The 26,659-nt window shown below is 35.1% G+C and carries 18 protein-coding genes and 1 pseudogene; 5 read left to right on the top strand and 14 right to left on the bottom strand.

From position 1 onward, the window contains the following. Window positions 1–900 precede the first annotated feature (900 nt). From ES765_RS10075 to ES765_RS10065, 3 genes are all read left to right on the top strand, one after another. On the top strand, window positions 901–1,872 hold the full coding sequence (locus ES765_RS10075) for an ROK family protein (RefSeq protein WP_138113804.1): 972 nt from the start codon (window positions 901–903) through the stop codon (window positions 1,870–1,872). Window positions 1,873–2,017: 145 nt separating this feature from the next. Continuing rightward, complete coding sequence (locus ES765_RS10070) at window positions 2,018–2,854, top strand: universal stress protein (RefSeq protein ID WP_138113802.1); 837 nt, start codon at window positions 2,018–2,020, stop codon at window positions 2,852–2,854. 150 nt (window positions 2,855–3,004) lie between these two features. After that, window positions 3,005–4,012 (top strand): 2-hydroxyacid dehydrogenase, encoded by a 1,008-nt coding sequence (locus ES765_RS10065; protein WP_138113800.1) that lies wholly within the window; start codon window positions 3,005–3,007, stop codon window positions 4,010–4,012. A gap of 130 nt (window positions 4,013–4,142) precedes the next feature. Here the strand turns inward: ES765_RS10065 and ES765_RS10060 are convergent, their stop codons facing one another. The 12 genes and pseudogenes from ES765_RS10060 to ES765_RS10005 form a co-directional block, all read right to left on the bottom strand. Further along, window positions 4,143–4,868 (bottom strand): PepSY-like domain-containing protein, encoded by a 726-nt coding sequence (locus ES765_RS10060; RefSeq protein ID WP_138113798.1) that lies wholly within the window; start codon window positions 4,866–4,868, stop codon window positions 4,143–4,145. 96 nt (window positions 4,869–4,964) lie between these two features. Then, a pseudogene (gene tnpA / locus ES765_RS10055) lies at window positions 4,965–5,408 on the bottom strand (IS200/IS605 family transposase). A gap of 673 nt (window positions 5,409–6,081) precedes the next feature. Continuing rightward, window positions 6,082–7,617, bottom strand: coding sequence for a YifB family Mg chelatase-like AAA ATPase (locus tag ES765_RS10050; RefSeq protein ID WP_138113796.1), 1,536 nt, complete (start codon window positions 7,615–7,617; stop codon window positions 6,082–6,084). Between the two features lie 55 nt (window positions 7,618–7,672). Next, entirely contained in the window at window positions 7,673–9,430 is a 1,758-nt protein-coding gene (locus tag ES765_RS10045) for a hypothetical protein (RefSeq protein ID WP_138113794.1), read from the bottom strand. 12 nt (window positions 9,431–9,442) lie between these two features. Further along, entirely contained in the window at window positions 9,443–10,633 is a 1,191-nt protein-coding gene (locus ES765_RS10040) for a DUF4249 domain-containing protein (RefSeq protein ID WP_171017277.1), read from the bottom strand. A gap of 60 nt (window positions 10,634–10,693) precedes the next feature. Further along, on the bottom strand, window positions 10,694–11,905 hold the full coding sequence (locus tag ES765_RS10035) for a DUF4249 domain-containing protein (RefSeq protein ID WP_138113790.1): 1,212 nt from the start codon (window positions 11,903–11,905) through the stop codon (window positions 10,694–10,696). 16 nt (window positions 11,906–11,921) lie between these two features. Then, entirely contained in the window at window positions 11,922–14,693 is a 2,772-nt protein-coding gene (locus ES765_RS10030; protein WP_138113788.1) for a TonB-dependent receptor, read from the bottom strand. After that, on the bottom strand, window positions 14,690–15,430 hold the full coding sequence (locus tag ES765_RS10025) for a hypothetical protein (protein ID WP_138113786.1): 741 nt from the start codon (window positions 15,428–15,430) through the stop codon (window positions 14,690–14,692). Before ES765_RS10025 ends, ES765_RS10030 begins: the two co-directional genes overlap by 4 nt. 146 nt (window positions 15,431–15,576) lie before the next feature. Continuing rightward, a complete protein-coding gene (locus tag ES765_RS10020; protein WP_138113784.1) occupies window positions 15,577–17,970 on the bottom strand; it encodes a penicillin acylase family protein in 2,394 nt (797 codons plus the stop codon). Between the two features lie 69 nt (window positions 17,971–18,039). Further along, a complete protein-coding gene (locus ES765_RS10015; RefSeq protein ID WP_138113782.1) occupies window positions 18,040–20,004 on the bottom strand; it encodes a protein-disulfide reductase DsbD family protein in 1,965 nt (654 codons plus the stop codon). Beyond that, window positions 20,001–21,311, bottom strand: a complete 1,311-nt coding sequence (tilS, locus tag ES765_RS10010; protein WP_138113780.1) for a tRNA lysidine(34) synthetase TilS — start codon at window positions 21,309–21,311, stop codon at window positions 20,001–20,003. Before tilS ends, ES765_RS10015 begins: the two co-directional genes overlap by 4 nt. A gap of 76 nt (window positions 21,312–21,387) precedes the next feature. Next, window positions 21,388–21,924, bottom strand: a complete 537-nt coding sequence (locus ES765_RS10005; RefSeq protein ID WP_138113778.1) for an NADPH-dependent FMN reductase — start codon at window positions 21,922–21,924, stop codon at window positions 21,388–21,390. Window positions 21,925–22,052: 128 nt separating this feature from the next. On the opposite strand from ES765_RS10005, the gene ES765_RS10000 reads away from it, so the two are divergent. Further along, window positions 22,053–23,237: a heparan-alpha-glucosaminide N-acetyltransferase domain-containing protein gene (locus ES765_RS10000; RefSeq protein WP_138113776.1), complete on the top strand. Its 1,185-nt coding sequence runs from the start codon at window positions 22,053–22,055 to the stop codon at window positions 23,235–23,237. 90 nt (window positions 23,238–23,327) lie between these two features. On the opposite strand, the gene lpdA is transcribed toward ES765_RS10000, so the two are convergent. Next, window positions 23,328–24,734 (bottom strand): dihydrolipoyl dehydrogenase, encoded by a 1,407-nt coding sequence (gene lpdA, locus ES765_RS09995; RefSeq protein ID WP_138113774.1) that lies wholly within the window; start codon window positions 24,732–24,734, stop codon window positions 23,328–23,330. 48 nt (window positions 24,735–24,782) lie between these two features. Beyond that, window positions 24,783–25,241 (bottom strand): Lrp/AsnC family transcriptional regulator, encoded by a 459-nt coding sequence (locus ES765_RS09990; protein ID WP_138113772.1) that lies wholly within the window; start codon window positions 25,239–25,241, stop codon window positions 24,783–24,785. A gap of 150 nt (window positions 25,242–25,391) precedes the next feature. On the opposite strand from ES765_RS09990, the gene ES765_RS09985 reads away from it, so the two are divergent. Further along, entirely contained in the window at window positions 25,392–26,612 is a 1,221-nt protein-coding gene (locus ES765_RS09985; RefSeq protein ID WP_138113770.1) for an aminotransferase class I/II-fold pyridoxal phosphate-dependent enzyme, read from the top strand. Window positions 26,613–26,659: the final 47 nt, after the last annotated feature.

Raw genomic sequence — 26,659 nt, 5'->3', positions numbered from 1 at the left:
TCGAGATGATTTGGGAAAACAAGGTTATATTTAACATAAGAGAAAGGTGTGGTTTTGAGTGCACCACAAAGGTAACTTTGAGGAACAGAATTCCCTTTCTCTTTTTTAATCGTTTAGGACGCTATTGGTTATCAATAGTAATTTCCTCATCTTAATATGAAGTCTACTGATTGTCTATTTCAGGTATTCGGTATATTTTGTTAACTAAGCCAACAATGCATTGTTGTAAAATAGCTTACATAACTAAAGTGTAAAACAGTAAAGTATCTTGAAAGTAGTATTCGATTATCTATTTGGCTACCCCCCTCCCTCGGGTAGCCATTAGGGTTGGCGAAACCTAAGCATTAAATACTAAATAAGAAAATTCTGGTGTTGTAGATTACACTATATGAGGATACTGGGCGATTGTTTCAGATTGTGGAGCGGGAAACTCAAGCCCGTTTGCCGATGCAAGTTTGGAAACATAATAGGGCCGCCGAAAAGGTGGTACATGAGGTGATCACTAAAATATTTATACCGTTTGGCGATTTTTATCACTTTCATCGGTTATGTAGGAAATAAAAAAAATGAAGTCATCGGCATAAGAATTACTGATTAAGGATATCAGAGCTACAGTATACTAGTACCTAATGATTATGAAGTCTGGTGGGCAGACAATCGTAGCATTTAATCCTTGCGATTATCAAAACAAAATTTAACCTTACTAATAAAATTCGATTTCAAGGGTCACCTCTGTAATTTTAAAGATAATCATCAATTTATAAACGAAATATCATTTAGTGGATTTTTCAAATAACCATGGGTTAATCCCACGTTGGCTGGATAATGGCATAGTGCTGTATTATGTACTTTGCCCAATTATAGCTACCTTTATTTGTGAAGCGTCATTAAATGTAAGAAATGGGAAATGACAAAAAAATAGAGGTAGTCTTGGCCATTGATATCGGTGGTAGTCTGACCAAAATCGGTTTAGTTTCCTGCGATGGTCAAATACTGGATAAAAAGGTTTTTCAAACTGAGGCGAAAAGACCGTTTTCAGATTTTCTTGAGAAACTGAGGTTCGAAGTAAAAGATATTATTCAAAAAAATGATACAACGTTAAACATACTATCTATTGGTGTGGGTGCTCCAAATGCGAATCCATATACGGGACAGATTGAAAGTCCGCCTAACTTAAAATGGGGTAAGACTACACCGATTGTTAAAATATTTAAGGATAATTTTAAACTTCCAGTGGCATTAGCCAACGATGCAAACGCTGCCGCCCTAGGCGAAATGCTATTCGGTGCAGCCATTGGCATGAAAAATTTTGTCACCTTGACCTTAGGAACCGGTCTTGGGAGTGGAATTATTGTAGATGGTAAATTGCTCATTGGCGAACATGGCGCAGCTGGGGAAATTGGTCATGTTAACGTAGATCCGTATGGAAGAATGTGTAATTGTGGATTACAGGGGTGCCTAGAAACCTACGCCTCCGTAACAGGCATAAAAAGAACTGTCTTCGAACTAATGGCGGAAATGCGTGAAGATTCCCCATTACGTAGCCTAAGCTTTACCGAAATGACTGGTGTTGATATTTCCAATGCGGCAGTAAAGAATGATAAAATTGCTTTAAAAGCTTTTGAACTTACTGGCAAAATTTTGGGAAGTAAGATGGCTGATACCGTGGCCCATCTAGATATAGAAGCCTTTATCCTCTCCGGTGGATTGAGCAAGGCAGGGGATATCCTGATCCATCCTGTTAAACAGCATATGGAACAGTATCTGTTTGGTGCTTACAAGGGGAAAGTAAAAGTATTACTGGCAACAGCAACCAGTTCCGATGCGGTTTTAGGCCCAGCTGCGCTTGCCTGGCTTACTTTCAAACCATAACTAGTTGTATTAAGATATTGAAGACTATACAAATGCTATGATGAATTTTCCTTCTATAGAAAAAATCATTAAATAAACCCAAACATGATTACTATCATTTTTAATTAGTTTTTGCCCTTTTATCTTTACCATTAAAAGGAATAGGATGAAACATATATTGATACCAACTGATTTTTCAGAACTTGCGTGGAACGCTCTTGTCTATGGCTTAGAATTGTTCAATAAAATAGAATGCACGTTTTACTTACTTCATGTCAACCCTGTTCCGGTCTATTCAGGAGCTGAGACATCAGTGAAGGGAGCATCGGAAAAATTCCAGAAAATTATTTTAAAGGACAGTAAAGTAAGCCTTAAAAAATTATTGGGCCGCATTCAAAAAATGCACGAAAACGACAACCACTCCTTTATTACCTTGGCACTTTATGATACGTTCTCAGATGCTATAAAAAGAGAAACAAAAAATAAAAAAATAGATTTGATTATTATGGGCACTAAGGGTGCTACCGGTGCCAAAGAAATTCTGTTCGGTAGCAATACAATACATGTAATTACAAAAGCCACCTGCCCAGTAATTGCTATACCTGAAAATTTTGACTACGAGGCTCCCAATGAAATTTTATTCCCCACTGATTATGAAATTGAATTCCAAAAAGAAAATTTGCATTTACTTTTAAATGTTGCCAAACTGCACCTTTCAAGAATAAACGTAATACACGTCCGCGCTGGATATACACTGACTAAGACACAGGAAATGCATAAAAACCAACTAAAAAAACTACTGGGAGATTTTTCTCTATTTCACGATTTGCCCGATAATGGTATTATAGATGCGGTCAATGAGTTTCAGTCCAAGACAAAGATTAATCTTTTGGTAATGGTTCAGAACAAACACTCTTTTTTAGAGAAGCTTTTTATAGAACCGGTTATTAAAAAACTTGGTTTTCATAGCACCGTACCATTTATGGTGATTCCACAAGCATAAAAGTCGAATACTTTTCATATCCCTAACGTGTTTGATGAATAAGCAATGGAAATAGATGTATATAAGAAAGGTATTTAAATAGTGGTACTATGAAATTAATCATATTGGTCATAAAAGAACTGGATTTAAAATAAAGAGAACAGGACAAAAATGAAGTTACTGGTTTATAGTGCAAAAGATTTTGAAATTCCTTTTTTAAAGGATGCCAATGTTAATAATTCTAAGGTTACCTATATCAAAGACGCTTTGGATACTGAAACTGCAATCAAAGCAGTTGGTTATAAAGCTATTTCGATATTCTCAGGAGACGATGCCTCATCTATAGTTTTAGAAAAGTTATGGAGTGTAGGTGTGCGTTGTATAACCATACGTTCCGCCGGCTATAACAACATTCATCTAAAGACCGCAAAGCGTATTGGATTTCAGGTAGCCAATGCTCCTGACTATTCTCCATATGCAATTGCCGAACATGCCACTGCACTTTTATTAGCCCTGAACCGAAAAATAATTCGAGCTGACCACCAAGTACACTCCTATAATTTTTTACAGGATAATTTGATGGGATATGACTTACACGGAAAAACAGTAGGCATAATCGGTACTGGGCGTATTGGAAGCATTATGGTGAAGATTATGCATGGTTTCGGGTGTAAAGTATTGGCAAATGATTTAGTTGAAAACAACAATTTGGTAGAACTAGGTGATGTCATCTATACCGACATTAATAACCTTTGTAGCAAATCAGATATTATTAGCCTGCATATTCCTCTCACCCATGAAAACTATTCCTATATCAACAAAGAAAAATTGGCTTTAATGAAAAAAGGGGTTGTCCTCATCAATAGCGCTAGAGGTTCCATTGTAGAAACCAAGGCATTGATAAAAGCATTAGAATTAGGCAATATTGGTGGTTACGCAACGGATGTTTACGAAAAGGAAAAAGGTGTTTTCTTTAAGGATAATTCAAAAACTGGAATTAAAGACGAACAATTGAAAAATTTACTTTCCTTTCCTAACGTACTGATGACACCACATCAAGGTTTCATAACCAAAGAAGCGTTGACCAATATTGCAGAAATCACATTCTATAATATAGATTGTTGGGACAAAGGTGTTATTAGCAAAAATGAGTTAGGGCTTGAAAACGATAATTCATAGTTTTCAGCTCTGATTAATTATTTTTAATCGTGTAGAAGTAATTACCAAACAATACTTATTCTAAAGCTCTCTAAATTTAAAATACCTTGTTACTTAACTCCAAAAAGATGAGTGAGGCAACAGGGTTATCTTAGTCTTCATCCACAGAAAGGAAATTTCCTTCGGTATCGAAATACACTTCCAGGCCATTACTCATTGTTACTTCGAAAGCTCCTTCATCTTCAATTTCCGCATGTACAATGGGTAGGTTTGGGTAGGTCTCTTCCAAATACGCCATTACCATCTCTGGTAAGTCGGCGGGGTCTATAGCATCTCCATCATCGTTTCCACCTTCTTCTTCCCAGTCGTAATCACCATTATCATCCTGATCATTTTCTTCGACACCAACACCCTGAAAATCACCATTACTATTAAAAATCAAAACGGTATCGTCATTCAATTTTACTTCGTATTGATTATTATGTTCCATTTCTGCTTCATCTATCCCCATTTCAGGGTACTTTAGCTCGATATAGTCCAAAATAGCTTGCAATAAGTCTTCTTTGATAATTTCAGAGTCGTCGAAATCACCATTTTCTTGGCTATCGTCATCAATGCCTAAAAAGTCACCATTGGCATCAAAGACAAGTTCTATATCATTACTTAATTCTACTTTAAAATTACCATTATCTTCTTCTTCTGACTCATTTATGGTTAGTTCAGGAAATTCACTTGCCACAAAATCTAAAATTTCTACAGGCAAATCACCAACTCTAACTTTTGCATCTGCCTTTAAGCCGATACCCACAAGTGAATCATTTTCAACATCCTCACTATTTTTGCTGCAAGACACAACAGTCAAAGTACCTAGTGTCATATTTTAAATCGTTTTCATTTTTAAATTGTTTAAAAGGTTAAATACATTTTTCATTTGGGGATATATGAACTACCCCGAGGCAGAGCCATAGAGGTATCAAAACAAACGTAACTGATTTTTGTGCAACTGGGTATACTTTGACTTTCCTTGATTCTGAATATGTTTTTTAATCACTTCCCCACTTGCATATTACCCAACAGTATTTACATAATAGCCACTCATCCAAAACTTACCGCCCCAGAGTATCTGCTTGACCTCTGGATGAAGGCGAAAAATTTCTTTGGCCGTTATGCTCTTGACAGCTACGATTATCTTATTGGAGGTGTTCGTTGGAATGCTTTGTATCAAAAAATGAACATGATTATCATCCAAACCGATTTCGAAAAAGTGAATTTCGTAACGGTCTTTTATTTTCATACAAACATCCTTGAAGGTGGATGAAACCTCTGCACTCAATACTTTTCTCCTATATTTGATAGGACATACAAAATGATACAAAAGCAAGCTTTTGTTATGACTCTTATGAATATGTTCGCTCATACTCACTAATGTAATTATCCTTACGCAACACCAGAGGCAGAGCCTCGGGGAATTCTATTGATTAAATTTTTTTGACACATTGGGCTTAACTACAAATATGATTTAAGATTAATTCTTATATATTCTAAACCAATTAACACCGAAAAAACCCTATAATAAATCAGTATAAATCTGATATTAATTGGCTTTGACTTTCGTAAAACATCTATTTATGGCATCTATGGTTGTTCAGCATAGTGATGGAAAAAAAGAAATATTGTGATCGTTTATAGTAGGAGATAAAACACCAGTTGACCAACGAAATGTCTGTCTTTCTATAATATATAGGTTCTATTAAAATAGTGTTTACAAACTCATTAGCTCCTAATTAAGACTACCACTTATCACTACATTACAGGATTAAATTTTTTCATAAAATACATCAGCAAATACTATCTAAAATTAAGAAAATCAATTACTTTAATATGCTTTTGGGGAAATCTTAAGAGTCGTTATTGGAATAGTATAAGCATTAAAAATCAATAATGGAGATGAATTCCTCAGTCAAAAAAAGTTCTTCATATGGTTAAATTCTTCCATAAAATCAGACAAAGACTATTGCCCGAAGAAAATTCAGTAAATAGCTGCTAACTGTCATGGGTGGGATTTTGTTGGTCTTGGTCTCCTCCTAAATCTACCCCAACCAACCTTCCCTATCAAGAGACCTATACTGAATCGCTTCTGAAATATGGTCTCCGTTTAAATTAGAATCACCAGCAAGATCTGCAATTGTTCTTGCAACCTTTAAAATACGGTCGTAAGCACGTGCAGAAAGATTTAATCGTTCCATCGCATTTTTCAATAAAGACTTCGATTTATCATCTAGTTTGCAATGTGCTCGAATTTGCTTTGTATTCATTTGGGCATTGTAATGAATATTATTCAATTCAGCGAAACGTAATGTTTGTAACTCACGCGACGCAGTTACCCGTTTTCTAATTTCAACACTTCCTTCTCCTTTTCGCTCTTCCGAAAGTTTTTCAAAAGGAACTGGGGTTACTTCTATATGAATATCGATTCGATCTAATAACGGTCCAGAAATCTTACTTAAATACCGCTGCATTTCTGCTGGTGACGAAGTTACTGGCGCATCTGGATCATTGAAATACCCACCTGGACTGGGATTCATACTAGCCACTAACATAAAACTACTGGGATAGGTCACTGTAAATCTAGCTCGTGATATAGTCACCTCCCTATCTTCTAAAGGCTGTCGTAGAACCTCTAATACGCCGCGTTTGAATTCCGGCAATTCATCTAAAAATAATACGCCATTATGCGAAAGGGAAATTTCACCTGGCTGTGGATATGAGCCACCACCGACAAGTGCGACATCTGATATTGTATGATGGGGACTTCTAAATGGCCGTTGGCTCATCAAACCCATATTTTTAATCTTACCGACCACACTATGAATTTTTGTAGTTTCCAAAGCTTCATGTAGCGTCATAGGAGGCAAAATGGAAGGTAATCGTTTAGCTAACATCGTTTTACCTGCTCCTGGCGGGCCAATCAAAATAACATTATGACCACCCGCCGCCGCAATCTCCATGCAACGCTTAATACTTTCTTGACCTTTTACATCAGAAAAATCAAATTCAGGAAAATCTAACGTTTTATAAAATTCTGCTCTTGTATCTATTATAGTTTGCTCCAATGGAGTTCCAATATCAAAAAAGTTAATTACCTCTTTAATATTATCAATTCCGAATACTTCAAGACCACTTACAATTGCTGCCTCTCTAGCATTGTCTTTAGGTAATATAAAACCTTTATAGCCTTCTTCTTTGGCTTTTATAGCAATTGGTAACGCCCCTTTTATAGGCTGAAGGCCACCATCAAGGGAAAGTTCGCCCATAATAATGTATTTCTCAATATCCTCGGATTTAATCTGATTGGAAGCTGTAAGAATACCAATAGCCAATGTAAGGTCATAAGCAGACCCTTCTTTACGAAGATCTGCCGGAGCCATATTAATGGTAATCTTTTTACCCGGAATTTTATAGCCGTTGTTCTGTAATGCAGCAGCGATACGGTAATTACTTTCTTTGATAGCATTATCTGGGAGACCTACCAAATGATAACCAATACCCTTGTCTATATTCACTTCAACAATTATTGTTGTTGCCTCTACACCAAAAACTGCACTACCATAAACCTTTGTAAGCATATCTATCTATTGGATTTTAAATGTAACCCTTTTTATTATAAAGGATATATTTCAATTATTTAACCCAAAAGTTCTTTCTTAAGGATACTGGTATACCTGTTTTAGTAAAGCCTTCAAGTGATACTTCATATTCACCTGTGATGTCTGAACTATAAAATTCTATATTTCCTTCTTTGGCTGTCATTTGAAAATTCGGGAACCAAATTAGCTGATATCTAAAATCTGGTAATCTCTTGTACTCTTCACTTAAAGCTCCGTCATACGATTGATGATAGTAATTCTTACTTTCATTGGGTTTGAAAAGTTTATGAGACAACATATTGTCTGTATAGTAATTTTCATAAAAATTAGATTTAATCGTGGTTACATCGACCACACCTTGAAACGACTTTGTTCCATAAAAATGCTGATTTCTTGATATGTTAATGGATTCTACTTGAACAGAAGATAAGTTAATAAGCCTTTCATGCTCTATAACTAATAAACCGTCTACAAATACCAAAGGTAACTTACCAGATTCTATGTAAGGGGCTATTGGCCGTACATGAAATTCGGTTTTTCCTTCTTTATTTTGTTGTATCCATACATGTTCAACGACCTCTACAAAGGTTTCCCTGATGGATGGAAATCTAGTGTACTCATCAAGTACATAGTTCATAGTACCCTTTCCATAAAATCTACTGTTAGGTTTTCCTATTAAAATGGTATCTGGTTTACTGCTATAGTATGCATTCTCAATTTGATTATATATACTTCGTTCTTTGATTAAGGATTCCATTTTCCTATCCAATTTAAAGATTTCAAATTTCAAATCGGCAAAATCTAAATCTTTTTCTGGTTTCAATTTGATTTCATATTCTTCATCCCCATCATTTATTACCTGAACATATACCTCATTAGCAGTATAGTCTTCGGCTACATTTATATAGAACTGCCCTTTAGAATCTGTAGTCGCCAATTTAAATAGATAATCCTCTCCAGGAAATGAAGCGGCTACCACTTTATTTTGATTATTGCCAATATCATTTGTGGCAGTTAATTCCCCTATTAAAAGCTCTCCTCTTAATTCTGGTAATAAGAGTTTTTTAATTTTTCCTTTTTTTGGGTACACACTTTTATAGTCTAAAGCAGAAGTAGTAATCTGGGTCTCCATTTCGTCAACTTTCCTAACCGAAACTGAATAATTCCCTAAACCTTCTAAAGTAGTGGCAGCTATTTGTAGTGAAATGGGTTGACGTGTCGCATAGGTAGTTTCATTTAATTCTAATCGCAGGGGCATATTATCTAAAGAAGTATTACTACCATTGGTAACCAATTTAGAAGTAGAACCCACTGAATCATTTTTGTCTTTTATTCTAAATACAGCTTGATCATTAGTGTATGGATTCAAAACTGTGATATCATTACTGTAGAAATAATTTTTACCGTTATTAAGCATCCATTGTGTATAAGCAATCACTTTATAATTTCCCGAAGGAATACTTGACGGAATGAAAAAGTTACTATCTCCAATACCATTGGTCAATTTAATTTTTTGGTTTAAAACGACCTCCTTATTTTCGTTCACCAATTTCAGATAGGCAATCTTGCTAACATCACTTAATTGACCTGTAGTATCCTTTAAACAATACATGGTGTAATAAAGGTACTCCCCCACAAAAACCAAAGTTGAATTTGCATGTACGTACACCTGTTCTTGATGTGGAACTAGCCCATCATTATTCATTTGACTAGTGGCTACATCTTGTGCATTCATTTGTAGGAAAGTAAAATGAACAACCAATAACAGAATTAAATTTATCTTTTTCTTCATATTTAAATCTCTTTATTCTTCCCAAAATTCAGGCACTAAATTACTACCATAAAAGGTACTATCCCCACATGGAGTAGCCACCATCAAGAAAGGTCCTGATTCACTGAAATTTTTGGGGTTCGTTTCTTGATCATAATCCTCTACGTATTTAAGTGTTTCCAGCTCTATTGCGATTAGCAATGGTGAGGCGCCAGTTTCAGTGATTATAGGAGGAGACACCAAAAAACAGTCTGTTGGATATTTAGGTAAACTTTCACCTTGAAAAAAATCGGTATAGTTGAAAAATATCCGTTTCTCAGAAACTGTACATACTTGAAAAAAGCCAACTACATCTTCTTCAGGGTTTGTATCAGATTTTATATTTCCTTCTAAAAACCCTGACTGTCTCTGCGAAAAGAGACTTTCTGTGCCTGACAGTGATTCTAAGGTTTCATAATAAGAAAATGCGGCTCTATTCTGCACAAATTGCTTTACGAGAATACTATAGCGATGCGATAGTATAAAATTCTCCCTATTGATGAAACGTACCGGAAATTTATTTACACGATCTTCACCAAATTCCGTTGTATTCTCTTGTATGATAGTATTTGAAGCATCTGTATTATATGCAACCCGTTCCTCATTTGTTCTGGCCCTTGTAGCAACTTCCGGATTGGGTAATGGGGAAACGATATACGCATCGGCAGCACTCCAAAACGGTGCTATTATTTTATAGGTCTCTTCATATTCATACCGGTAGTACTTAGATTGCCCTGAGGAATCATAACTATCTACATAAATGAACATACCTTCTTCTGCACCGTTATCCTTAAAATCTCTAGCAGCATATAATTCATCTATATTTGTTTGTGCCGGTACCGCTGTTTCATCTGAAGTATAGCTGTTTCCATCCGAAGTCTCCACTCTTAAACTATAGGATAGTCCAGCTATGGCAGCGAAAGAAGTATTGGAACGATAATCGCCCGGGGAAGTTTCGCTAAATACATAAACACCTCCATTACTGTCCAAAACTGATACCTTGGCCGAACTTAAACCCGTCATTAAAACAGTATCTAAAGGAAATGTTCTAGAAACCATAACACGTTGGGTTTCCTCACGATCGGTAATGGTACCCTCTATTACCAAAGCACTTTTAAATTCTGTTGCTTCTGGTTCAAATGGATCAATACAGCTTTGCAGCATAAGGCCAATGGTCAATGCCATTATTAGTTGCTTTATGGTTGTCAAATAACTCGTCATTCTCATTTTTATTTTTATATTTTCTTAATCTTCTACCCAAAAATCTGGTTTTACATTACTACCCAACACTGTACAATCTCCACAAGAATTAGGCGAAGCCATTACAAAAGGATGATTTGAATCAAGTTTATCACCATTTTCTTCATAAAAGGTAAATAAATCCCAATCTATTCCAGTAGCTAAATAAGAACCTCCACCAATATCATTTAAATTAGGCGTTAATAATTCGCACTCACTTTCATAACCTGGTGACTCCTCGCCAGGAAAATAATCTTCATAATCAAAGAAAATTCTCTTCTCAGAAACTGAACTTACTTGAAAATACCCAACTACATTTTCATTTTTGTAGGTCACCGAATGTATATTTCCTTCCAAGAATCCCGTCTGTATTTGATATAACGAACTTTCTGAATCGGATAAAGATTTTAAAGTATCATAATAGTTGTAAGCAGCCCTAGATTCTACATATTGTTTTACTAGAATACTATATCGATTGGCAAGAATCCAGTTATCCCTATTAATAAAACGAATAGAAAATTTACTAATTCTATTATCAATAAAATTTGATGCTTTTATCTGAATTACATCTTTAGAGATTACCGTATTGTAACATATTCGTTCATATTGTTCCCTGTCAAATGTTCCAACCTTATAATCGAAAGGAACTCTTGATATTACATAGGCATCTAAAGGGCTCCAGTAAGGAGCAATAATTTTATAGGTCTCCTCATATACATAGCGATAATATTCATTACTTTTTGTAGGGTCGACACTATCTACATAGACGAATATACCCTCATTAACCTCGCCATCCTTAAAGTTTATTTCTGTGTAAAGACTATCAATTTTGGTTGGCTGGGTGGCTATAACTTGTTCAGATGAATACGTACTGCCATCTTTTGTGTTAATTGAAAGACTATAGCCTACTCCCGTTTGCGCTGCAAATGATATGCTCGAGACATATTTACCCTCTTTAGCTTCTACGAAATCATAAACGTCACCGTTTGTGTCAGTAACCGATACTTGTGCGCCACGTTCGCCATAGAGTCCAGTAGTGTCTAACGCAAAAGTTCTGGAAACCAGTATCTCTTGGTTTTTATTTTCGTCTGTAATTGTTGCTTCAATCACTAACGCACTTTCAAAATCTACTGCTTCTGGTTCAAAAGGTTCAATGCAATTAACCACCAAAAAGGGCAACAAAATCAACAAGAAGTATATTCCCATTTGCCTTTTCATACCTCATTAATTGTTATTAAAATTTAAAATTATACGTTATAGTAGGCACAGGAATTGAGAAGATAGAGCTTTGAAAAGCTTTTAATTCTCCATTTTCTGTAACAAAAAATACTGAATATGGGTTGTTTCTACCTAGCACATTATATACGGATATATTCCAAAAACTATGTGCCAATTTTTTAATCTTGTGGTTGCCTTCTATGTTAATCCCAAGATCTAATCGGTAATAATCTGGAATCCTAAACTCATTACGGTTACTATAGACTACATACTCTGAATTATTGAAATTATAGCGTGCTACAGGATACGTAACAGGTCGCCCAGTTTGGTATGATAAGTTTGCCGAAAGACTATACCTTTTGGTAAGCTTATAATTTAAAACCGCACTAAAGTCATGTGGCTTATCATAATTGGTTGGGAAAAATTCTCCATTATTTACCCGTTCTTCTGCAAATTCACTATCTAACTTTAGAAAAGAACGTGAATACGTATAGCCTAGCCAACCATTTAGCTTACCAGAGTTCTTACGAATTAAAAACTCAATACCATATGCCTGACCATCACCTTGTAGGGTCTCCGTCTCAATGGTTTCATTTAGTAAGAGCTCAGAACCTACTTTAAAATCCAATAAATTATCCGCTTCTTTATAGTACCCTTCTAAACTAATCTCATATTGATTGCCTACTAAATTTTTATAAAATCCGAGTCCTACTTGTCTTCCCTTTTGAGGCTTGATATTATTATCTGATAGTTTCCAGGTATCGATAGGACTAATAGTAGTCGTATTAGATAATCTATGAATATACTGGTACGTACTATTATAACTGGCCTTGACGGATAAATCAGGACCCAGGAAATACCGTGCCGAAAGCCGTACTTCTGGACCTCCATAGGTTTCTACAACTTCATTGTTGTCATAAGAAACAGTCTCTACCAACGTTTCGTCATTTTTCGTCATGTTTTCCTCGTAAATACGTGCATCTGCAGTGCCTAGGGTTGCGAACATAGAATACCTAACACCTACATCGATCAGTAGTTTATCGTTAACCTTAAAATTATCTGATACATAAAGTGCTGCCTCTACCGCTTTTTCGGTAGGTATCATTTTAGAATCTACTATTGAACTACTTCCATTTGGTTCTAAATTACCAGGCTTTACATTATATAATTTTGCAGAAAGGCCGTAATCAAATTTATGGGCCGAATTGTGCAAATAGGTGAATTTAAATTTGGCCTCGGTTTCTTCTACTGCAAAACCTAAATCAAAATTACTATCTGAATTTCCTTCATAGCCAATATTGAATTTATAATTACTATTGGCCATAATTAAACTTCCCGTATTCTTTTCATTGAATTGATGATCCCATTGAAATGAAAGTAATCTATTATTATAGCCATATACCGAATCTGAGGTGATGCTGAAGGCATCATCACTATAATATCCCATGGCCCTAACCGTATTTTTGTCATTGATAACATGGGTATACTTTGCTATTGCATCATAAAAGGAAGCTTTACTATTATTAAGTGATTCATCTTTAAGAGATCGTAATATCCATCCAGAATATGTTCCCCGACCACCAACTAGCAGTCCAGATTTATCTTTTACTACAGGTATTTCCAAAGCCACATTAGATGTAACGGGACCTACAGCCGCCTCACCCGAAAATTTCTCATTGTTGGCATCTTTAGATGTTATATCGAAAACAGAAGATAAACGCCCGCCATATTCAGCAGGTATACCTCCTTTTAAAATTTTAAGGTCTTTTGTTGTAAAAGGATTCAATGCCTGAAAAATTCCAAAAAAGTGGGAAGGATTATAAATAACGGCATTATCTAATAAGATAAGATTTTGATCTGTGCTACCACCACGTACGTTAAACCCGGCTGCACCTTCACCAGCTGTAGAAATACCTGGTAGAGTCGTTGCAACTTTTAACACATCTCGTTCTCCTAGCACCAAGGGTATATTCTTGGTTTCTTCTACCACCAATTCAGTGCTACCGGACAAGGCTTCTTCCACATTCCTAGCGGCATTGGCTTCTACAATGACCTCATCCAAAAATTCTACACTCTCATTCAGGTTAAAATTTAACTCCCCATCGTTAAATACAATAATCCTAGTAGTGCTTGCCTCTATACCCATAGAACTTGTTTGAAGGATGCTTGTTCCCATTGGCACCTCTAATTCATAAAATCCGTCATCATTGGTGACTGCCCCAGAATTTTTTTCGTTAAGAATTAAAGATAAATTAGAAATTGGTTGACCTTGCTCTGCAGTTTTAGCATAACCACTAATGGTATAGCTACTTTTAGTATTTGCTAAATTTTCCTTACCAATTCTTACGGTTCTAGTGACTGAATTCTTCTTTGAAGCCTCAATATTTGAGAATACTGGATTACTTGAAATTCTAGTATAATTGGTGTTTTCAATGATTGAATCTACCTCTTGCTTTCCAAAGAAACCTTCTGGTAAATCTTTATAGATGATATTGTTCTGGGTTAAAATTATTTTGGTGTCGTTCAGTTTAAAAAAGTTCAAATTAGTCTCCTTAAAAACCTCTTCTAAAATAGCATCGAGAGTTTGATTGTTGAAATTACCCGAGTAGCTTTTTCCTACCACCCATTTTTCATCTAAATAAACTGTGACGTTAGCTTCTTCTTCAATTTCATTAAGGAGTTCTAAAACATCTTTATTTTCAAATTGAAAATTAAATTCTTTATCATTTTCCTGTCCAAAGACACTAACACTTAAAAGAAGCAGGAGCATTTGTACATATTCTCTCATAGCTGTTCTCCTTCTTTTTTGGTGTTGAACGTATCTGCTAATTTGGAAAAGAAACTAGTCCAAAAATTATCTTCATTGATTTTGCGTAATGCAGGATTAAAGTGCTCGTTTATATATTCTTTCTTATCTGGCCAAATTCGTATAATATCGCTTTTAGAATTTATTTTATGAAAATCACCTTCATACTTTATGAAATAACTATTTTCATAATCAAACTCGTAATACACCGTTCTACCTTTTATTCTTTTGAACCTTCTCTTATTATTTTTCTTTAAGAGGATTATAGACCTACTTTCCATTAATAGTTCATAAAAACCAGTCATTTGGGCTTCACCAACAGTATTGTTTATCTGAATAAATTCACTTCCACCAAGGCTAAAGCTTTGTGTTTTAGATTTGAACAGTATCAATGTTGGGTAGGGATAGTTATACCCAACATTAAAAAGAAGTTCATCTGCGTCTAAATCATATTTTAAAGGCACCTTATCATAAAACTGACCATCGTAGTTAATTGAGCCTGTTAAGAATTCACTGCTTTTAAAAAACTTATGCCGTTCATTAATGGTCCTGTACAACTCTATATATTCAAGTCCATTAAAAAGGGAAGTATTGTATTTATTTATTTGATTATCGAACCAATTATAAAATTCAGGTTTCTTTTGCACATTTTGACTATTCACATAATGGTAGGTAATTATAGTCATAACTAGTGCAAGTACTAGTTTGTTGGATTTCATACGTGTGGTTATGGATTTAAAAATAGCAAAAATTCATAACACAGTTCTACAAATCAGCTTTTTATAAATCAATTTTAAGAATTTATCAGTAACTCCTAAGTAATTGATATACCCTCAAAAATTAGATAAATTATTAATTGTAAATTTTATTTAGGAGAAAATAGGAGTAAAGATTTGGCTGTGTTCCTAATTTCTTCACTATTCATCATCATTTTTCGAAATTGCCCATTATTATACATCTCAGCCTGATCTCGATAATGCTTACTTAAAGGATTCCCAGATTGTCCAGTTGGCAAAATACTAATGCTGTTTTCAACATCTGAAAAATCAATTATTCTTCGGGTCGATGGTCCTGAGCTTGTTTTATATAATCCTGTTTCATCATATGGGAAAGCCATATTATTAATAACCTCTCTAGTTCCTTCTATTGGATAAGGGCCTACATTGAAAAACGAACGCAACGCTGCAATCTGTCCAATCGGGTGTTCATGCTCTATTGTGTGTACCTTTTCCCAAATCCAATTATCACAGTTATTTCCAAAATCCTTTTCCAATGATGCTAAGGCTTGAACAAACGAAGTATTCACAATATACGTCATGCTTTCTGTAACAGTTTCAGTGGTTATATCATCCCACCAAACCGAATTTTCGTTTTTAGACAATGGCGCAATTAATCGTTTCATGAGATGAGTGTCTAAAAACTGGGTAAATAATTGTTCTCCCAATTCATCTTTAAAGGTGTTTTTTAGATAGTAGTAAATCCATCTATGGTATACTGTTGCCTCTGTTGAAGATAGGTCGTAATTGCCATCCCAAAGATTTAACCGGTCCACAATTTTCAATCCGTTTTTACTCAAAACTGAAATGTCTATAAGTTTAACCAAATCGTTAATAATGGTTGTGTTTACCGGAGATTTTACATCCGTTATCATTTGACTCGCAGATGCTGAATCCCAATCATTTTTAGGCTCTAACAAGGCTACAATTCTCTTCGCCCTATTTTCCGGTAAATAATATCCAGGATAAAGCATGCCCGCTATTGAATCGGGTTGGTTATTCGCAGAATATACATAATGACTTGGAGGATTGATTGCCTGAGGATTTTGATTAAAGTCGAGTAATTCCTTTTCTACAGGAAGCCCCTCGCCTACTTCATATATGAATTTTGTATGTATCGAATCTGGAATATTATAAAGCTGCGCTGTGGCAAACCACGCTACATTTCCTTTAGCATCACCATACATAACATTTAAACCAGGTGCATGAATTTTAGGTAACGATGCTTTAAATTCATTAAGATTATTAGCATGGCTTAATCCAAACAACGCATCAATAACCCTATTATCCATTTGGGTATAAATCCAAGACATGGCTATAGGGCGATTACCTTGAATCTGGTCGGCTATACCATTTAGTATTGGTCCGTGTACCGATTTTTTATACGTGAATTCAACATCAGCTGAATCTTTAACCTTAATCGTTTTATTTATAATTTCATAATCTACATACCCATTCAATGTTAAGTATTGATTATCATTTTCTGGATTGTTTTGCTCGTAATAAAAATCTACATCATCATTTTCAAACATGGTAAGGCCATATGCCAATTCTCTATTATGCCCTAACAATGGAAACGGTATTCCTGCTATATGATACCCATACTTTGAATAGGTCGGGGTTTCTAAATGTGCTTCATACCAAACTGATGGCTGTGCGAAACCAATGTGAGGGTCATTCGCAAAAATAACTTTTCCGTTTTTTGTTTTCTCTGGAGCGATGACCCAGCTATTGCTTCCTTCAAATAAAGGAATATTTAATGCTCCCAAAGCTTTATCAACAACTGCGGTAAGATTGTTCTGTATGGAATCATTTAAAGATGGATTATAATTTTTTATCCATTCTGTATCTATATCAGACCCAATATGAAAATCTTTTAAATATTCCGGACCTAATTTTGAATTAATGCTCGTTAAGAGAGGATCTGTTTTATGTGCCATGGCAAAACTAAATGCCATGTACCCTATCGTATTGTATACATCTTCTAAAATGAACTTTTCCTTGTCAATACCCGTTAAATAAAATTCAATGGGTGTAGACCCTTCAGTTATAAACTGGTTGATACCATCTAAATAAGCTTCTGCCAAAAGAGTACTTGTATCTGCCTTATCGTTATTAGCAACCGTAATTTTAGAAGCATCTGCTATACCTAGAGAAAGGAAGAACTTATCTGTTTCTACTAAATCCGCACCAAAAATTTCAGATAGGCCGCCACTAGCAATTCTTCGTAACACCTCCATTTGCCATAAACGATCTTGAGCATGTACATATCCTAACGCCCGAAAAGCATCTTTTTCATTTTCACCATAAATATGTGGAATTCCAAAGGTGTCATAATACACCTTTACTTGTTGTTCTAAATCAACGAGCTCTTTCTCACCAGAATAATCGGGCGTTAACGTATATAGGAAAATTCCAATCACCAAGAGTAAAAGGGCTAGAAATGCTAATAAGAAGACTCCTGTTTTTTTAAATGTTCTCATTTTTATTAGGGAGGATTAGCTCCTAATTTATAGTTATTTTCAATATTAAATACTTCGTAGACCTTCTAATTATTGATTGTTACTTAGCCCTTCTAACAACCAATTTTTGTAGGTCGGTATATCAGAATTTTGAATAGCAACATTCAGTACTTCTAAATCTGGTGATAACAATACATAAAACGGTTGAGAAATAGAATTGAAGTTAATCTCTTGGAACGTTCCCCATTTTTGGGCGATATTAGTGATGGGCTTTACTCTGCCACTTTCAAACTGAAAATTGAATTTCTCAGATTCGGGTAGTTCCTCTCTGTCATCGGTATATAATGAAATTAAGACGTACTTATTTTTGATAATTGGAAACACTTCGGCATCACTCCATACATTTTCCTCCATTTTTCTACAATTAACACATGCCCAGCCTGTAAAATCTAGTAAAATAGGCTTATTTACTTCTTTGGCATAGGCTAACCCGGCATCAAAATCCTTAAAGCAATCAATACCTAAAGGGCAATCAGTTTCCTGTTCAAAAATGCTATAAAATTCTGGTGGAGGAAAACCACTTAATAATTTTAAGGGCATTATTTTAGTTATCCCCAATACGAGGTAAATAGTGAATACCAAGCTAAGAAAAGCGGTTAGTTTACGTCCGACAGATAATTTTTTAATAGGGCTATCATGCGGAAATTTATAAAGTCCGAAAAGATAAAGCGTCATGGCGATTGCTAAAATAATCCATATTCCCAAGAATATTTCACGCTTTAATATGCCCCAATGCCCTACTAGATCTGCATTAGATAAGAATTTTAAGGCTAAACCTATTTCCAAAAATCCTAAAACCACTTTTACAGTGGTCATCCATCCACCCGATTTGGGTAAGGAGTTTAACCATGCTGGGAATAATGCAAAAAGTGCGAACGGTAATGCCAATGCTACCCCGAACCCAGTCATACCTGCGGTAAGGTTGGTTGCAACTTCGCCTTCAGCTAAGGTTGTTCCACCTAATAGACCACCCAATATTGGACCAGTACATGAAAAAGATACTATTGCCAAAGTAACCGCCATAAAGAAGATACCAATAACACCACCTACTTTTGATGAAGCTGCATCCATTTTATTCGCCCAAGAGCTTGGTAATGTCAACTCATAATATCCGAAAAAGGAAAAAGCAAAAAACATAAATATCACAAAGAACAGAAGATTCAACCACACGTTGGTGGCTATTGAATTGAGAATTTGAGAATCGACCGAATCAAACAAATGAAATGGTAGACTTAACAAAAAGTAGATGAGAATTATAAAAAACCCATAGAGGATTGCGTTTATAATTCCTGTTGATTTTTTCTTTGACTGTTTCGTAAAGAATGATACGGTTAAAGGTATCATAGGGAAGACACAAGGGGTTAGTAGCGCAATAAGTCCACCAAGAAAACCTAAACCAAATATGACCCAAATATTAGTTGCTGCATTTATATCTTCCAACCCTTTGGTCAGCAGCTCTTTATTTTTTAAATCTAAACGTAACTGTTGTCCTAGCTCTAAGCTTCTACCATCTACGGTGGTAATTAAATCCTTGGCGGCTGAGCCATCTAAGGTGAAAATGAACTTCTTATCCATTGGGATACAAACCTCCTTACAAACCTGAAAAAACAAATCCACATCAATTTGATTGATTGAAGGGTCTGAAACTTTAATGCGTTGAGTAAAAATAGCATTATCCTTAAAATAGGTTTCCTCAACTTCAAAAATTTCACTGTACTCTGTTATAGTTTCACTTTCTATCGTACCGTCAACTAATTCATACATTGTTCCGTTACTATTATACGTGAACTCACTAGGCAACGAACCAAATTCTGATGTGAATTGAGAGTACATATGCCACCCATCAAATATTGAGGCTTGCATTACCAATTCATATTCGGTGTCAGAAATTTTATTAATTTGCTGCTCCCAAACTACAGGGTTCTTTTCAGTTTGACTGTAAACACCAAGTGGTACTACAACCATAAAAAGTAGTAAAGCAATAATTCTCATCATGTAATTTCTATTTTTAAAATCTCCTGACTATTGTCGGTCACTATAAAACGTTCGTCTGCACGCATTCCAACGACCCAAACTATTTGTTCATTTGAATATAATAACCATACTTCATCTTTTGACACAATGTCTATTTTTTCATCCTTAAAGTACTTTGACAATTTCTTTTTGCCTTTTAGACCTATCGGGTAAAAATAGTCGCCATTTTTCCATTTCCTTATCTTTAACGGATACTTTAACGTATCTTTTTGAATATAAATAACCTTACTGGTATTATCGTAACGTTCTTGCACAACTGAAAATTTCAGTGCTATTGGAGAATCTATTTGCTCGACCTCTTTCTGAACATAAAAAATTTGCTCATTTTGATTATTCTCTTTCAACGGTGACAATACTAAGAATTCACGATTCTTAACCAAAACATGTGTATTGGACACTAATTGTTTACCACTCAACCCATCCAATAAGTCTTCAAGGTTATCCAGTTCCTTAAATCCGTATTCTTTAAAAAGACCATGTAAATAAACTGATAGCGGACTTAATTCTTTAAGCTTCTCTATAGAAATTTCAAGCTTTTCATCTTTCTGAACAAAAAGGTCTTCTTTCAAGTTTTTTAAATAAGTCGAAGCTATTGCCTCTGTCTGCCCTAAATAATCTAATGTGTTTTTAAAATTATCTGAAAACGTAGGATGCAACTGATTTAGTAGTGGAATCACCTCTAATCGTATTTTATTTCGTAAATATTTGGTGTCGGTATTACTAACATCTTCACGCCATTGTAGCTGTTGCTTTTGGGCATACCCCTCTAATTGCTTTCTAGTGAATGGTAATAAAGGTCTTCTTAACACTTCGGTTTTAGCAGGTATACCAGTTAATCCATCAATTCCTGTACCTCTCGAAAGGTTGATTAAAAAAGTTTCCAGATTATCATTGGCATGATGGGCAGTCAATAAAAATGGAATTTTATGCTGAGATAATAAGTGCTCAAACCAAACGTATCGAAGCTCTCGGGCAGCCATTTGAACAGACACTTTGTGCTGATTTACATACCCCATAGTATCAAAATGGGTTACGTATATAATCTTGTTTAATTCTTTAGCTTGTTCTCTTACGAAAGCCTCATCGCCTTTACTTTCTTGTCCACGCAATCTAAAATTACAATGCGCCAATGAGAAATGCAAACCGGCTTCATGACAAAGTTCGGTAAGCACCATACTATCCAAACCACCACTACAAGCAATCAAGAAGTGATTTGTACCTAACTCAGGAAAGGTATTTTCAATATGTTTTTTGAATGCTTCTAACATGGAATAAAGGTAAAGAAGTCCCCTAAGTTATTAGGGATGTAAGCTACATATTTTATATAGGCTATTTAACCAATTACTATGAAATCGATTTCAAAAAAGAATTTACTTTTTCGTTATGAATTTTAGCTAAAGCTGCATGGGTAATTCCCTTCTCCTCATCAAAATTTACACTGTAATTTGCTAGAGAGAAGGACGCAACAACGTCACCCTTAAATCTAGTAAGCATTTTTTCAGCCACATCTAAAGCACCCATAGCACCACGATTTCCATTTGAAGTTGCCATTAATAAAATCTTCTTATCTACCAAAAATTTAGAATCCAATCTTGAAAGCCAGTCGATTACATTTTTAAAATAGGCAGACGGATAACTGTTATGCTCATTTACCGCAATAATTAAAGCTTCGGCGTTACCTATTTCATTCTTGAATTCTATAAGTGAATTTGAAAACCCATGTCCATTTTCATAATCTTCACTATACATTGGAAATGGATGCTTTGCCATGTCTCGTAAGCTAACTTCGTGACCCTTTACCAACGAAGCGGTATACCTTGCCAATTTATAATTGATAGAAGTTGAAGAATTACTACCCGCAAATGCTAAAACATACCCCATAGACCCTATTTTTAATAAGATTACGAATTTAATGTAAATAGGATTAACCTTAATTTATTTTATCTAGTTTTGCCGCTTTAAACATCCAAACATACTGTTTTATAAGTATATAGGATATAATTTGTACCATGAGCAACGCTAAGGCTAGACTGTATTTTTTAGACGCTATTCGCGCTTGGGCTATCTTAATGATGCTACAAGGTCATTTTATCGATGGCTTATTGGATAATGCCTTTAGGGATGATTCTAATTTACTATACAGCACTTGGAAATATTTTAGAGGTATTACTGCTCCTGTTTTTTTTACAGTTTCTGGATTCATTTTTACATTTCTACTCATAAAATCACCACAATCAGGATTTGACAATCCTCGTGTAAAGAAAGGTATACGAAGAGGTTTAGAACTATTAGTCATAGCCTACCTCTTAAGAATGAACTTATTCGGTATTTTTAAAGGTGAAATATATGATTCTTTTTATTTAGTAGATGTATTACACTGTATTGGTCTTTCCCTTTTATTTATTACAGGGTTTTACTTACTAACTAATGCTAAACAAAAGTGGATTTTCCCTACCGTCTTGGCATTTACGACCCTTTTACTGTTCTTGTTGGAGCCTGGGTATAAAGCATCTAGTTTTGAATATTTACCTCAGTTTTTAGCAAACTATCTAACAAAATCGAATGGATCTGTTTTTACAATTATACCTTGGTTAGGCTACGCAACAATAGGTGGTTTTATGTCTATTCTGTTCTCAACATATCAAGAGAATAAAAATATTTATTATTACATCGTGCCTATTTACATGGCTACAGGATTGATTTTAATCTTTTTTTCTTCAGATTTTTTCTATTCTATTTTCGAAGTAACAGGCATACCGTTATTTCGATCGATATTCAACAATAATTACCTATTCATTCGATTAGGTGATGTTCTATTGGTTTTTTCAATATTTATAATCCTTCGAAAGTTTCTTGTAAATACTACTTGGTTGAAACTAGGTCAAAGTACTTTATCAATATATATCATCCATTTCATTATTCTTTATGGAAGTTTTACCGGTCTAGGCCTTTATAGCTTTTTTCATCACTCCCTAAATCCTTGGATAGCGATACCCGGTGCTATTTTATTTATGATTTCTAGTTCTTTCTTGGCGTTGGGGTATGAACGTAATAAAGCGGATATTAAATCTGGCGTATTATTATTTTTATCTGCTACCAAAATGTATTTGGAGCATATTGCAATTATTCTATTTGAAGCTGCAAGAAGCGCAACAGAAAAAATATTACGGGTTTTAAGATTAATAAAAAACTAAGTATATAAAGGTTAAAAGTTACCTCTGAAAATATCTTATAATATAAAAAAGCAGCCTAATAGGCTGCTTTTCTTTCATAATACAATATTCTTAAATATGCAAAGCACGATCATCAGTTGCGGCTAATGCAGCTTCTTTCACAGCTTCAGCATATGTCGGGTGTGCATGGCTCATACGTGAAATATCTTCAGCAGAAGCCCTAAATTCCATAGCGGTTACAGCTTCGGCAATTAAATCTGCACAGCGTGCACCAATCATATGAACCCCTAAAACTTCATCGGTCTTTTTATCAGCCAATATTTTAACGAAACCATCGGTATCCATACTAGCTCTAGAACGTCCTAAAGCACGCATAGGAAATTGCCCTACCTTATAATCAATACCAGCTTCTTTTAGTTCATCTTCCGTTTTTCCAACAGCGGCAACCTCCGGCCATGTGTAAACAACACCTGGTATCAAGTTATAATCGATATGTGGTTTTTGACCTGCCAATTGTTCAGCAACTAAAGCACCTTCCTCCTCTGCTTTGTGCGCCAACATAGCTCCTTTTATAACATCACCGATTGCATAGATTGTATCAACATTGGTTTTCAAATGATTATCTACAACAACCTTACCCCTATCATCTAATTTCACACCGGCAGCATCTAATTTCAACCCATCGGTGTAAGGCCTTCTACCAACTGCAACTAAGCAATAGTCACCTTCAAATATAATCTCTTTCCCTTTTTTATCATCTGCCTTAACAATGACTTTGTCGCCTTTTCTTTCGACAGACTTCACTTTGTGAGATAAAGCAAACTTTACTTTTTGCTTTTTCATCACTTTCATTAGTTCTTTAGAAAGTGCGCCATCCATTCCTGGAATAATACGGTCCATAAATTCTACAACCGTAACATCTGCACCTAATCTTTTATATACCTGACCTAATTCCAGCCCAATCACACCACCACCTATAACAATCATATGTTTAGGAATCTCCTTAAGTTTTAAAGCTTCGGTAGAAGTAATAATACGTTCCTTATCTATTTTTATAAATGGCAAACTTGATGGTTTAGATCCGGTAGCGATTATTATATTTTTCGCTTCAATTTCCTCAGTATCACCATCATTCTTTTTAATGTTTACATGGGTAGCGTCTTTAAAACTACCAAGCCCCTCATAAACGGTAATTTTATTTTTGTCCATTAAAAATTGGATACCCTTTGTGGTTTGGTCAACAACACCTTGTTTACGCCCAATCATTTTTTCTAAGTTCACCTTAATCTCTCCTGAAATATCGATTCCATGTTCCTCGAAATGGGTGATTGCATCTTCATAATGATGTGAAGAATCTAACAAGGCTTTAGACGGAATACATCCTACATTTAAACAGGTTCCACCCAATGTGGAATATTTTTCAATTATTGCCGTTTTCATTCCTAATTGAGCACAACGTATTGCTGCTACGTATCCTCCAGGTCCTGAGCCAATAATGGCTACATCATATTGATCCATAAAATATTTGTTTTCTAATGTGATACAAAATTAATACTATTTTTAGTTTTACAATGGTATAGCCGTCGAATGCTTAACCTCTTTTATAGTAAACGAACTTTGTGTACTACCTATATGTTTCATTGCTGTAAGCTTATTAACCATAAAATTACGGTAACCCTCCATATCTTGAACATGAATTTTTAATAAGTAATCATAATCTCCACTAAGATGATGACATTCTACTACTTCTTGTAATCGCATTACCTGAGCTTCAAACTGAGCAATATTATCTTTCACGTGCTGTACCAATTTCACATGGCAAAATACAGTAAAGTTTCTGTCAACTATTGTTTTATCTACCAAGGCTACATAATTTCTAATAGCGCCTGTCCTTTCCAACCTTTTTATACGTTCGTAAATAGCAGTTGTTGACAACCCTAGCTTTAATGCATACTCTTTCGTGGTTCTTTTACTATTGGCCTGTAAAAGCTCCAATAGCTTTACGTCCGTTTCATCTAGTTTCATACTGATTGTAATTCTATCACACGCTGTTAGTCTAGTAATCTAACGATAATAAATCTGCCAATTGAATAATTTTAGATTTTAAATCTAAATTATTCAATTAGTATTGACAATTACTCTATCGTACGTTAGATTTACTTAAATTTTTATTCCATGAGTCAAAAAAACAGTAACGATTTACAGGATTTACAATATTTCGGAGAATATGGTGGCGTAAACCCATCCATATCCGATTCATCTACCTATACCTTTATATCGGCAAAAACCATGTTCGATACATTTGAAGGAAATACAGAAGGGTGTTATCTATATAGCAGACATTCCTCACCTTCAAATTTATATTTGGGGGAAGCACTTGCTGCTTTAGAAGGAACCGAGAGCGCTAATGTTACGGCCAGTGGTATGGGAGCCATTACAGCGGTAATTTTACAACTTTGCAATGCCGGTGATCATATTATTAGCAGTAGAACTATTTATGGTGGCACATATGCCTTCATGAAGAATTTTTTAATCAAATTCGGAATCGAAACCACTTTTTTAGATATTACCGATCTTGATGCAGTCGCAAAAGCTATTGGCCCAAAGACAAAAATGATCTATTGTGAGAGCGTAAGCAACCCATTATTAGAAGTAGCCGATATCTCTGCTCTTTCTCGTATTTCTAAGAAAAATGAACTTCCGCTGATAGTTGATAATACCTTTTCACCTCTTTCTGTTACACCAGCAAAATTAGGTGCAAACATCGTCATTCATAGTCTTACCAAATTTATAAACGGCACTAGTGATTGCGTTGCAGGCGTCGTTTGTGGAACAACAGAATTTTGCCTGGGCCTTAAAGATGTGAATAATGGTGCTGGAATGTTATTAGGTAGTACGTTAGATAGTTTGCGTGGCGCATCTATATTAAAGAATATGCGTACCCTTCATATACGTATGAAACAACATAGTGAAAATGCGATGTTCTTGGCCAAGAATTTTGAGAAAGATGGACTGAGAATTGTCTATCCAGGTCTTCCTTCACACCCAGGTCATTTGATTATGGGAGATCAAATGAATCCGGAATATGGCTATGGAGGATTAATGACTATGGATGTTGGCACATTAGAAAATGCCAATGCCCTTATGGAATTGATGCAAGAACGCAAATTAGGGTACTTAGCAGTTAGTCTAGGTTTTTACAAAACGCTGTTCAGTGCACCTGGCAGCTCTACTTCTTCTGAAATTCCCTTGAAAGAACAAGAAGAAATGGGACTTGGAAATGGACTTATACGTTTTTCCATTGGGCTAGATGATGATATTCAAAGAACTTATTCCATCATGAAAAAATGTTTAACAGACCTTAAAATATTGGATAACATGGGCATAAACGCTTAATTTCCTATTTATGCATGTAGTTGCACATTCGTTGCATAAATCGTAAT

The organism is Maribacter sp. ACAM166 (genome assembly GCF_005771495.1).
Taxonomy (GTDB): Bacteria; Bacteroidota; Bacteroidia; order Flavobacteriales; family Flavobacteriaceae; genus Maribacter.
Note: the sequence above shows the minus strand (reverse complement) of the source record. Positions and strands in the feature narration are given on the sequence as shown.

Coding starts and splice junctions, on each gene's coding strand:
- ES765_RS10075 (WP_138113804.1), top strand. CDS start 901: ATGGGAAATGACAAAAAAATAGAGGTAGTCTTGGCCATTGATATCGGT.
- ES765_RS10070 (WP_138113802.1), top strand. CDS start 2,018: ATGAAACATATATTGATACCAACTGATTTTTCAGAACTTGCGTGGAAC.
- ES765_RS10065 (WP_138113800.1), top strand. CDS start 3,005: ATGAAGTTACTGGTTTATAGTGCAAAAGATTTTGAAATTCCTTTTTTA.
- ES765_RS10060 (WP_138113798.1), bottom strand. CDS start 4,868: ATGACACTAGGTACTTTGACTGTTGTGTCTTGCAGCAAAAATAGTGAG.
- ES765_RS10050 (WP_138113796.1), bottom strand. CDS start 7,617: ATGCTTACAAAGGTTTATGGTAGTGCAGTTTTTGGTGTAGAGGCAACA.
- ES765_RS10045 (WP_138113794.1), bottom strand. CDS start 9,430: ATGAAGAAAAAGATAAATTTAATTCTGTTATTGGTTGTTCATTTTACT.
- ES765_RS10040 (WP_171017277.1), bottom strand. CDS start 10,633: ATGGCATTGACCATTGGCCTTATGCTGCAAAGCTGTATTGATCCATTT.
- ES765_RS10035 (WP_138113790.1), bottom strand. CDS start 11,905: ATGAAAAGGCAAATGGGAATATACTTCTTGTTGATTTTGTTGCCCTTT.
- ES765_RS10030 (WP_138113788.1), bottom strand. CDS start 14,693: ATGAGAGAATATGTACAAATGCTCCTGCTTCTTTTAAGTGTTAGTGTC.
- ES765_RS10025 (WP_138113786.1), bottom strand. CDS start 15,430: ATGAAATCCAACAAACTAGTACTTGCACTAGTTATGACTATAATTACC.
- ES765_RS10020 (WP_138113784.1), bottom strand. CDS start 17,970: ATGAGAACATTTAAAAAAACAGGAGTCTTCTTATTAGCATTTCTAGCC.
- ES765_RS10015 (WP_138113782.1), bottom strand. CDS start 20,004: ATGATGAGAATTATTGCTTTACTACTTTTTATGGTTGTAGTACCACTT.
- tilS (WP_138113780.1), bottom strand. CDS start 21,311: ATGTTAGAAGCATTCAAAAAACATATTGAAAATACCTTTCCTGAGTTA.
- ES765_RS10005 (WP_138113778.1), bottom strand. CDS start 21,924: ATGGGGTATGTTTTAGCATTTGCGGGTAGTAATTCTTCAACTTCTATC.
- ES765_RS10000 (WP_138113776.1), top strand. CDS start 22,053: ATGAGCAACGCTAAGGCTAGACTGTATTTTTTAGACGCTATTCGCGCT.
- lpdA (WP_138113774.1), bottom strand. CDS start 24,734: ATGGATCAATATGATGTAGCCATTATTGGCTCAGGACCTGGAGGATAC.
- ES765_RS09990 (WP_138113772.1), bottom strand. CDS start 25,241: ATGAAACTAGATGAAACGGACGTAAAGCTATTGGAGCTTTTACAGGCC.
- ES765_RS09985 (WP_138113770.1), top strand. CDS start 25,392: ATGAGTCAAAAAAACAGTAACGATTTACAGGATTTACAATATTTCGGA.